Annotated in this window: 5 protein-coding genes and 1 pseudogene; 4 read left to right on the top strand and 2 right to left on the bottom strand. The window is 52.4% G+C overall.

Annotated elements, in window-relative coordinates; translation table 11 throughout:
- A pseudogene (locus VAE48_RS04965) lies at window positions 1–197 on the bottom strand (cation:proton antiporter); the annotation flags it as partial.
- A gap of 162 nt (window positions 198–359) precedes the next feature.
- On the opposite strand from VAE48_RS04965, the gene VAE48_RS04960 reads away from it, so the two are divergent.
- The 3 genes from VAE48_RS04960 to VAE48_RS04950 all read left to right on the top strand — a co-directional run bounded on the left by VAE48_RS04960 (window position 360) and on the right by VAE48_RS04950 (window position 3,885).
- Window positions 360–2,009 carry a methylmalonyl-CoA mutase family protein gene (locus VAE48_RS04960; protein WP_322792213.1) on the top strand — a complete coding sequence of 550 codons (1,650 nt, stop codon included), beginning with the start codon at window positions 360–362 and terminating at the stop codon, window positions 2,007–2,009.
- Between the two features lie 15 nt (window positions 2,010–2,024).
- The gene (mce, locus tag VAE48_RS04955) at window positions 2,025–2,435 is read left to right on the top strand and encodes a methylmalonyl-CoA epimerase (RefSeq protein ID WP_322792212.1); all 411 of its coding nucleotides are present in this window, start codon (window positions 2,025–2,027) and stop codon (window positions 2,433–2,435) included.
- Window positions 2,436–2,535: 100 nt separating this feature from the next.
- A complete protein-coding gene (locus VAE48_RS04950) occupies window positions 2,536–3,885 on the top strand; it encodes a ferric reductase-like transmembrane domain-containing protein (protein ID WP_322792211.1) in 1,350 nt (449 codons plus the stop codon).
- Between the two features lie 117 nt (window positions 3,886–4,002).
- Here the strand turns inward: VAE48_RS04950 and VAE48_RS04945 are convergent, their stop codons facing one another.
- Window positions 4,003–5,340, bottom strand: a complete 1,338-nt coding sequence (locus tag VAE48_RS04945) for an MFS transporter (protein ID WP_322792210.1) — start codon at window positions 5,338–5,340, stop codon at window positions 4,003–4,005.
- Between the two features lie 207 nt (window positions 5,341–5,547).
- On the opposite strand from VAE48_RS04945, the gene uvrA reads away from it, so the two are divergent.
- A partial coding sequence (gene uvrA / locus VAE48_RS04940; protein WP_322792209.1) for an excinuclease ABC subunit UvrA occupies window positions 5,548–8,006 on the top strand: 2,459 nt, incomplete at its 3' end.

Genomic DNA, 8,006 nt, shown 5'->3' with positions numbered 1-8,006 from the left:
GCCACCACCTCGCCCAGATGACGGTCGGTAATAAAGACAAGATGTGTCAAATCTATGAGCGATGGGCCGAGCAGCAAGCCAACCAGCAGTTCACCCAGCACAGCCGGCTGACCAATTTTGGTGGTCAGATAACCGGCCAGTTTCGATGCAAAAAGAATGATGGTGAGGACAAAGATGAGTTGCAGGAATGGGGTCATCAGAGTTGTTCCTTGAAGTGCACAAAAAAATACCCCCGACCAGGGAATTTTGAACAGTTCAGGATATTTGTTTGTAGTTTACCATAAATTCTTCCAGTCCGAATTGAGGGCGGCTACGGTATACTAAAATCAGGTTCACCCTTTTGCGGAAAGAGGAAAAAAATGTCGCTTGAATCCGAACGAAAACGTTGGGAAGAAGAAGTCCTGAAACCTCTGATTGCCAAGTATCCGGAACGTCAACCTGAATTTTTTACCCCCTCGCAAATTCCTTTACCAAGGCTGGGACTGCCCTTCAAGTGCGATTATCTCAAAGAGTTGGGTTTCCCGGGCGAGTACCCGTTTACCCGCGGGGTTCAGCCAACCATGTACCGCGGGCGATTCTGGACAATGCGCCAGTATGCCGGATACGCCACTGCTGAAGAATCCAACCGCCGCTACCGATATCTGCTTCAGCAGGGACAAACCGGGCTTTCAGTGGCGTTTGATTTGCCAACCCAGATTGGTTATGATGCCGACGACCCAATTGCCAGCGGAGAGGTGGGAAAAGTAGGGGTGTCCATTTCCTCCTTGCGGGATATGGAGATTCTCTTTCATGAAATTCCGCTGGATAAGGTCTCCACCAGTATGACCATCAACGCCCCGGCCGCCATTCTGTTGGCGATGTATATTGCCGTAGCACGCCGGCAGGGGGTTGAGGAAAAATGGCTGCGCGGTACCATTCAAAATGATATTCTGAAAGAATATGTTGCACGGGGAACTTACATCTTCCCGCCGGGACCATCCATGCGTCTAATAACGGATGTGTTTCAATATTGCGGAAGGAATGTTCCGCGCTGGAACACCATCAGCATTTCCGGTTATCACATCCGCGAAGCCGGCTCAACGGCTGTCCAGGAAGTTGCCTTTACGCTGGCGGATGCGATTGCCTATGTGCAGGCAGCCCTGCAATCCGGACTGGAGGTGGACCGATTTGCCGATCAATTATCCTTTTTCTTTGCGGCCCATAATAACTTTCTGGAAGAAATTGCCAAGTTCCGCGCAGCGCGTCGCATGTGGGCGAGAATCATGCGGGAACGATTTCACGCTCAGGACCCCAAATCGTGGATGCTGCGCTTTCATACCCAGACAGGCGGCTCAACGCTGACAGCCCAGCAGCCGGAAAACAACATCGTTCGCGTAGCCATTCAAGCCCTTGCGGCAGTGCTGGGAGGGACACAATCCCTACACACCAACAGCATGGATGAAGCCCTGTGGCTGCCGACTGAAAAATCCGTGCGGGTTGCCTTGCGCACCCAGCAGATTATTGCCTACGAATCGGGGGTGGCAGATACGATAGACCCGCTGGCCGGTTCGTACATTATTGAATATCTTACCAATGAAATTGAAGAGCGGGCCTGCGAGTACATTAAAAAAATTGATGCAATGGGTGGAGCGCTGGCAGCCATCGAAAGCGGCTACATCCAAAATGAGATTCAAGAGGCGGCTTACCGCTATCAAAAGGCTGTCGAAAATAAAGAACAAATTGTGGTTGGTGTGAATGCTTTTCAAGTGGAGGAAAAACTGGAATTGGAGGCGCTGCAAGTCGATCCGGCCATCGAGCGCCAGCAGCGTCAGCGTCTGGCAGAACTACGCGCCAGCCGCGACTCAACCAGGGTCGGTGAATTGCTGGCTCGACTGGAAACAGCCGCAAAAGGCAGTGAAAACCTGATGCCGTTGTTTATCACGATGGTGGAAAACGACGTAACGCTGGGAGAGATTTGCGGTGTGTTACGCAAAGTGTGGGGAGAATACATACCTCCGGCATGGATTTAGTTCAAGGAGTGAAAAATGGCGAAAATCAAAAAAATCAATCATGTGGCAATTGCGGTTTCGGATGTGGACGCTTCATTAGCTTTCTGGCGGGATGCGTTGGGTCTGAAAGTGGATCATGTTGAAGATGTACCCAGTCAAAAAGCGACGGTTGTGTTCATTCCGGTTGGCGAAAGCGAAGTAGAGCTGGTGCGCCCCACCAGTGAAGATACCGGTGTGGCAAAATTCCTTGCCGAACGCGGGGGTGGAATGCACCACCTGTGCTTTGAGGTGGAAGACATTGAAGGGATGCTGACAGACTTAAAAGCCAAAGGAGTGCGCTTGATTAATGAAACTCCGCTGGAACTGCCGGGGCGAAAAATGGCGTTTATCCATCCGAAGAGCAGCGGGGGTGTGCTGGTCGAGTTGTATGAAATAACTGCACCATAGCGTATTATTTATCTGTCCATAATAATCTTTGTACAAAAACGCCCTGCCGGTACAGCGCACCGACAGGGCGTATGTTATGATTAGGGGAAATTTGAGGGCAATGATGATCAACCACAGGCTCAATCGAATTTTTCAGGGGATCTTCTGGGTTCTGGTATACCTGTTTCTGACACTTTTACCGGTGTTGGTGATGTTCCTGCCGCCCCGACCGCCGGGCCGCGAGTTCATCCGCGAGTTTTCGGTAGCGTTGGGTTTTGTGGGGCTGGCGATGATGGCGTTGCAATTTGCGCTGACAGCCCGCTTCAAAACAATCAAGGCCCCCTATGGCGCGGATGTGGTGTATCACTTTCACCGCCAGATTTCGATCCTTGCTTTTGTCCTCATTCTGGTACATCCCATTTTGCTTTTCATTCCACAAATTCATCCGGTCAGCATTTTGAATATCTTCTCGCCGGATACCCCCTGGCGTGCCCGTTTTGCGGTCACATCCCTGCTGGCTCTTTCCGGATTAATTGTGATGGCTTTGTGGCGTAAGCCGCTAAAAATTGAATATACCCGCTGGCGAATCTGGCATGGCATGCTGGCAACCGCCGCAGTAGCCTTTGCCATGCTGCATGTGCTGGGGGTCAACTGGTATATCAATGAGCCATGGAAGCGGCTGCTCTGGGCGGGCTATTCGATTTTCTTTGTAGGATTGCTGTTTTACACCCGGGTTTGGAAGCCATGGCAATTGCTGCGCACTCCCTATCGGGTGCGGGAGGTCAAAGCGGAACGCGGCGGCAGCTGGTCGCTGGTGCTGGAACCCGACGGTCATGCCGGGCTGCAGTTTCATCCGGGTCAATTTGCATGGATTACCGCTTTCAACTCACCTTTTAAGGACGCCGAGCATCCCTTTTCCTTTTCCTCAGCGCCGGCCTCGGATGGGAGTGTGCGGTTTACGATTAAGGAATTGGGAGACTTTACCCAAAGGATTAAAGAGTTAAAACCCGGTGATAAGGTTTACGTGGACGGCCCTTATGGTGCATTCAGCATTGATCGTCACCCTGACGCAAAAGAGTTTGTATTCATTGCCGGCGGTGTGGGAATCACGCCAATGGTGAGCATGCTGCATACCCTGGCGCAGCGCAATGATCAGCGCCCGTTGCTCTTGATTTACGGCGGCAGAGACCTGGAAAGTTTAACCCTCATCGAAGAAATTGAGGAATTGAAGAATCGTTTGAATTTGAGGGTGGTCTATGTTTTGGAGAAACCTCCCGCCGGCTGGGAGGGTGAAACGGGCTATATTACCCGTAAGGTGCTTGAGCGCTGGTTGCCGCCGGAGCGCCGGAAAGACCGCACAGAAATTTTTGTGTGCGGGCCGCTGCCCATGATGAACTCCGTTGAGGATAGCCTGACTAAAATGGGTTTCTTTTCCGGCGATGTTCACTCCGAACGGTTTGATCTGGTATAGGAGGAGGGGAGCATGCGCAGCCGTTTGATTACTGCACTGACCATCTCCATTGGCATGGTGATTTTACTGGTCGCTCTGTGGTTTGCAGCCGTACAAAGCGGATTGTGGGGATGAAACCTATGCGGTTTGAGTGAGAGCCTCCTGATCGATCAGGGTTTGCTCTTCTTGTTCGGCTACTTTCATACCGCGTTCGATATTCACCCGGCTGAGCAGTGCCATGCCAATTGCAAAGAAGAAAATCAATGAAACAATGCTCAAGCGGCTGGCCCCCGTCAGTGTGGAGACCACACCAAACAAGAACGGCCCGGCGATGTTGGCAAACTTTTCAAACACGCTGAAAAAACCGAAAAACTCAGCCGATTTGCTTTTGGGAATCATGCGCCCCATCACCGAACGGCTGAGCGCCTGACTGCCGCCCTGCACCGTGGCAACCATGGCACCCAATGCCCAGAACTGCCACTCAAATTGCAGAAAATAGCCCATGATGGAGATCAGGGTGTAAACCGACAGGCTGAGATAAATTGCCTTTTTTGGCCCAATTCGTTTGGCAAGCCGGCCGAACAGGATGGCAAACGGGGCAGCCAGAAACTGGACCATCAACAAGGTGCCAATCAGGGTAGTCTGTCCGATGCCGATTTCGTTGCCATAGGCGGTAGCCATGGTAATGATAGTGCTGATTCCGTTGGCGTAGATCCAGAAAGCCAGCAGGAAAATGGAGAGATCGCGGTAATTGCGGATTTCTTTGAAGGTGGTGCCTAAGCGGCTGAAGCTGGCTTGAATCGGGTTGAATTTTTCTTCGCCCGGCAGAATGCGCCGTTTGGGCTCCGAAACATGACGCAGCAGGGGCAGGGTGAAGATAAACCACCACACCGCAACCGTTAAAAATGCCATTCTGGTCATCAGTTGGGTAATTTCGGCTTCCTGTTCGGGCGGAAAGAAACCGGGCACAATCAGTATCATCGCCAGGTTGATTGCCAGCAGTACACCCCCGCCGATATAGCCCATGGCGTAACCGCGTGAGGAAACCTGATCCAGCTCCTCAGGTCTGGCCACATGGGGCAGTAAAGCGTCGTAGTAAACCAGACTGCCGGCAAAGCCGATGTTTCCCAAAATAAAGAAGAGCGAACCCAGCAGCCAGTCTCCGGTGCGGACAAAGTAAAGCAGGGCGGTGCCGGTTACGCCCAGCATCATAAAAATGGTCAGAAAGCGTTTTTTAGCGCCTCTGAAATCGGCCATTGCGCCGAGGATTGGGCTGATTAATGCGGCGATCAGGGCAGATATGGAAGTGGTAAAGCCCCAGTAAGCGGTAGCAATGTTGGGCGGGAGGTTGGCGGCCGCCACTGAAGTGTAATAAACGGGTAGCACAGCTGCCATCATGGTGGTGGCAAAAGCCGAATTTGCCCAATCGTACATCGTCCATGCCCAAATTGCGCGCTTGCGTTTTTGTTCTTCCATGATTTTTTCTCTCCAAAATAATTTCTCGGAATGAAAAGATTATACATAGAGGCTGTAATCAATGGGCGAAAAAGAGGTTAAGAGTTATTAACAATGACGGGGCAGTTTTGTTTTGCGGTAAAATTATGGATTGCCTGATTCAAAATTGCTTTCATGCCCGAAAGGCATGTTATAATAGAATATAGTTTCTAAAAAAGGTTTTCAGCCATGACCCAAAATGTTATTCGGGTAGTCGGTGCTCGCGAGCACAACTTAAAAAATATCACCGTTGAAATTCCCCGCGATCAACTGGTGGTGATTACCGGTCTTTCGGGGTCGGGTAAAAGTTCGCTGGCCTTCGATACGATATTTGCCGAGGGACAGCGCCGTTATGTCGAGTCGCTCTCGGCGTATGCTCGTCAGTTTTTAGGGCAAATGGAGAAGCCGGATGTTGATTCGATTGAGGGGCTTTCACCGGCTGTTTCCATTGATCAAAAAGCCACTTCGCGTAATCCGCGTTCAACTGTTGGGACGGTTACCGAAGTGTATGACTATCTCCGTTTGTTATTTGCGCGGGTCGGCATTCCCCATTGCCCGGTGTGCGGACGGGAGGTGGTGCGCCAATCGGCACAGGAAATTGTGGACGCCATTGAAAGAATGCCGGAAGGGACAAGGATTTTGATCCTTGCCCCCATTGTACGCGGCAGGAAAGGTACCTATCAGGCGGTCTTTGATGAAATCCGCAAAGCCGGTTTTGTGCGGGTGAGGGTGGACGGCACTGTTTATTCACTGGATGAGGAAATTACGCTTGACCGTTACAAAATACACAACATTGAGGCTGTGGTTGACCGTCTGGTGCTGAGCAAAGCGGAAAATGCCGAAGAGGAACAGGCTGCCCGCTCGCGGTTGACCGACTCGGTGGAAACTGCCCTGAAGGTGGGTGAAGGCTACCTGATCGTTCAAAATCTCTCCACCGATCCTGGGCAGGATTTGTTCTTCTCGGAGCATCTAGCCTGCCCGGAGCACGGTGTTTCTCTGCCGGAGATCGAACCGCGCACTTTTTCTTTCAATACCCCGCACGGCGCCTGCCCCGACTGTCAGGGGTTGGGCAGTAAACTGGAAATTGACCCGGACTTGCTGATTCCAGATAAGGAACGCTCGCTGAATGATGGGGCAATCATTGCACTGGAATGGAACGGTCCGCGTGATCAGGGCGGGTATTACTGGCAAATGGTCGAAGCGGTTGCGGCGCGGTATCACATTGACCTGAACGCTCCGGTCAAATCCATCCCCAGGGAAAAACTGGATAAAATCCTTTACGGAACAGGGGGGGAGGAAATCCGCATTCACTTTCATGGCCGTAACGACCGGCAATCCTCGTATCAAACTGCCTTCGAAGGGGTCATTCCCAATCTGGAACGACGCTTTCGGGAAACTTCTTCGGAATATATCCGCAATAAAATCACCGAGTTTATGAGCGACCGCCCCTGCCCGACCTGTCAGGGTAGCCGCTTACGACCTGAAGCGCTGGCAGTCACTGTGGATAACTTCAATATCGTCGAGGTAACTTCCTGGCCGGTTAACCGTACCTTAGAGTGGGTACGACGCCTGAACGGCCCTCAAACGCCCCTCTCGGCGCGCGATCAGGCAATTGCCGGCCGGGTACTGAAAGAGATTGAAGCGCGGCTGGGTTTTCTGGTGGATGTGGGTCTGGATTATCTGACCCTCAACCGATCGGCAAGCACCCTTTCAGGCGGGGAGGCCCAGCGCATCCGGCTTGCCACCCAAATTGGTTCCCGGCTGATGGGGGTGTTGTACGTGCTGGATGAACCATCCATTGGGCTGCACCCGCGCGATAACAACCGCTTGCTGGCCACCCTCAAGGGACTGCGCGATCTGGGGAACACCGTTCTGGTCGTGGAACATGATGAGGAAACCATTCGTTCGGCGGACTGGGTAATTGACCTTGGGCCGGGTGCGGGAGAACACGGCGGTTATATTGTTGCAGAAGGTACCCCGCAAATGATTCTGGAAAACCCAAAATCGCTGACGGGTGCATACCTCTCTGGCCGCCAGCAGGTGCCGCTGCCGCCCAAACGCCGGAATGGCAACGGTAAAACCTTGCGTATCGTTGGCGCGCGGGCAAACAATCTGAAAAATCTGGATGTCAGCATACCGCTGGGAAAACTGGTGTGCATCACCGGCGTTTCCGGCTCCGGAAAATCCACTCTCATGGTAGATGTGCTCTACAATGCGCTTGCCCGTGATTTGAATGGCGCCCACACTCAGCCGGGAGAATATGAACGCATCGAAGGCCTAGAACATCTCGACAAAATTATCAACATTGACCAATCGCCGATCGGGCGGACGCCGCGCTCTAATCCCGGTACGTATACCGGCCTGTTTGATGAAATTCGCAAGTTGTTTGCCGAACTCCCCGAAAGTAAACTGCGTGGCTACAAAGCCGGGCGGTTTTCCTTCAATGTGCATGGCGGGCGTTGCGAGGCCTGCCAGGGGCAGGGGCAGCTGCGCATTGAAATGCAGTTCCTGCCAGATGTGTATGTTCCGTGTGATGTCTGCCATGGGGCACGTTTCAACCGCGAAACGTTGCAGGTGCGCCTCAAGGGGAAAAATATTGCCGAAGTGTTGGATTTGACCGTCAGCGAAGCCCTGGATTTCTTCTCGGC

Origin of the sequence: Bellilinea sp., from assembly GCF_034432615.1 — a bacterium.
Taxonomy (GTDB): Bacteria; Chloroflexota; Anaerolineae; order Anaerolineales; family Anaerolineaceae; genus Bellilinea.
This window is presented reverse-complemented; position numbering and strand designations above follow the sequence as displayed.

Bases quoted from the DNA above. Each gene is read 5' to 3' on its own strand.
- VAE48_RS04960 (WP_322792213.1), top strand. From the start codon at position 360: ATGTCGCTTGAATCCGAACGAAAACGTTGGGAAGAAGAAGTCCTGAAA.
- VAE48_RS04950 (WP_322792211.1), top strand. From the start codon at position 2,536: ATGATGATCAACCACAGGCTCAATCGAATTTTTCAGGGGATCTTCTGG.
- mce (WP_322792212.1), top strand. From the start codon at position 2,025: ATGGCGAAAATCAAAAAAATCAATCATGTGGCAATTGCGGTTTCGGAT.
- VAE48_RS04945 (WP_322792210.1), bottom strand. From the start codon at position 5,340: ATGGAAGAACAAAAACGCAAGCGCGCAATTTGGGCATGGACGATGTAC.